The sequence below is a fragment of the Acidithiobacillus sp. TH-A36 genome (genome assembly GCF_057473445.1).
In genome coordinates this window covers 1-1,871 of the sequence record NZ_JBYCKP010000364.1, presented here as the reverse complement: position 1 = coordinate 1,871, position 1,871 = coordinate 1, and the positions used below count along the sequence as shown (strand labels likewise).

Below are 1,871 nucleotides of genomic sequence, written 5' to 3'. Positions count from 1 at the left end.
GCCTCCAGCAGGGCAGCGATGTCGCTATCGATGGTCTCCGCGATGAGGGGCAAATAAATCTCCACCCGCCGATTTTGCCCAATCCGGTAGGCGCGGTCCTCCGCTTGATCCTGCGCTGCCGGGGTCCAGGGCCGCGATACAAAAAACACGTAGGTGGCGGCCGTCAGGTTCAGCCCGACGCCAGCCGTATCAATGGTCGCGACCAACCAGCGTACGGATGGATCCTGCTGGAAGCGGTGCACAGCCCGATCCCGGGCCTTGTTGGTCAGCGCTCCCGTCAGGGTGACCGAACTATCGCCCAATTGTTCAGCAAACCAGTGTACCGTTTCCCGGTACTGGCAAAAGATCAGCGCCTTGGCCGTTTCCTGGAGATTATCGAGCACATCCAGCACGACTTCGCGCTTGCCGCGCTCCAACAGGATACGCATCCGGCCAATTTTTTCGATGGCGCGCAGTTGCTCGTTATCGCGGATCTCCGCATAAGCGGCTACCCAATCGGGTTCAGGGTTCACCGTTAGGGTCTGATGGTATTTACCCGGCAGGGTGAGCACTTCATGCTTTTGCCGGCGGAGCATCCATTCCTGAATACGGGTACCCAATAGGGCGCGTTGTTCAGCCTCTCCGGCATACAGCGACCGAAAAGCCGACAACGATAAAGCCCCCATGGGATGCCCGCCCAACCGCAGCAGGGTCCAAAGCTCTTCTTCCCGGTTCAGCATCGGGGTGGCGGTCAGCAGCCAGCGGCGGGGAATCCGTTGCGCCAGACGAAAGGCTTCCTGCGTGCGGCGGGCGCCGGGTTCCTTGAGATAGTGAGCTTCATCGAATATGGCGACGGTGTAATGGCCATCCAATACCCGGAGCAACTCATAGTTGACGATAACAAAGCGCACGCTATCTGAGGCGGTTTCTGAATGATTCTCCGGAGGTTCGGTGACGCCGGCAGCGAGGGAAGGGGGCTGGTCGATAGCCCGTGCTGCAGCCAGGGATTCTACCCGGGCAATGGCACAGTCAGGAATTCCTATGGCTTTCAGTTCGGCTTCCCAGTTGCGTTTGAGACTCGCCGGACAGACGATCAACGCACGGCGAGGACTGTCCATATTGCTGGTATCGGAAGGGGCCTCCAGCACCGCCAGGGCCGCCACCAGGGCCTGCCGGGTTTTGCCCAGGCCCATGTCATCGGCCAGAAGGGCGGTACTGCGAGCCAGCAGAAAGTGCAGGCCTTCCGCCTGATAGGGATAAAGTCCGTAGGCCTCGGACATGGACCGGATCTGATCCGTATCCACATCCAGCAAGGACAGTGGCGTGATCAGCGGCACCAGAACGGCGGGGCCTTCTGTCGGATAACCCGCAAAAGCGGCTGCGTCGCCGTGTTCCGGCTCGATGTCGCCTTCTTCCACGTGGATCAGCCCCGTGGGCTGCAAGGTCCCGCTCTCCAGGAGTTCCCAGAGATCGCTGTGAATCGTCATGCAAGGACGCGGGATCGCACCCAGACGTTCCAGGCGGTCCTGCAGTTTCTCCAGAGGAGAATCCACCACCCACCAGGGTTTATGCCAGTGACCCCGCATTTTGTGTAGCAGCGTGACCAGGACGGGGTCGTAGGCAAAACGCACGGCCTGGCGTCCATCGGTCAAAGGCTGTATCTGCACATCCAGCTGCGGGGCCACAAAAGAACGGGGATTCTGGGTCGCTTTTTCGAGGAAAGCCTCGGATCGGGCGAGCGGAAACCGGTCGGGATCCATTTCAGCGAGTTCCGCCATTATCTCCCGGGCGGCGCCCTGGGGGACGACCCAGGCGCGGGAAGGCTTGCGCCAGACCCCGCGATGCTCCTGAAAAATAGCCCGGATCGCCGCAAGATGATCGGGATCGTACTG

At 60.7% G+C, this 1,871-nt stretch carries 1 protein-coding gene; it reads right to left on the bottom strand.

Translation table 11 applies throughout. The features are described from left to right. A partial coding sequence (locus tag AC2VLY_RS09645) for a DEAD/DEAH box helicase (protein ID WP_486892807.1) occupies positions 1 to 1,871 on the bottom strand: 1,871 nt, incomplete at both ends.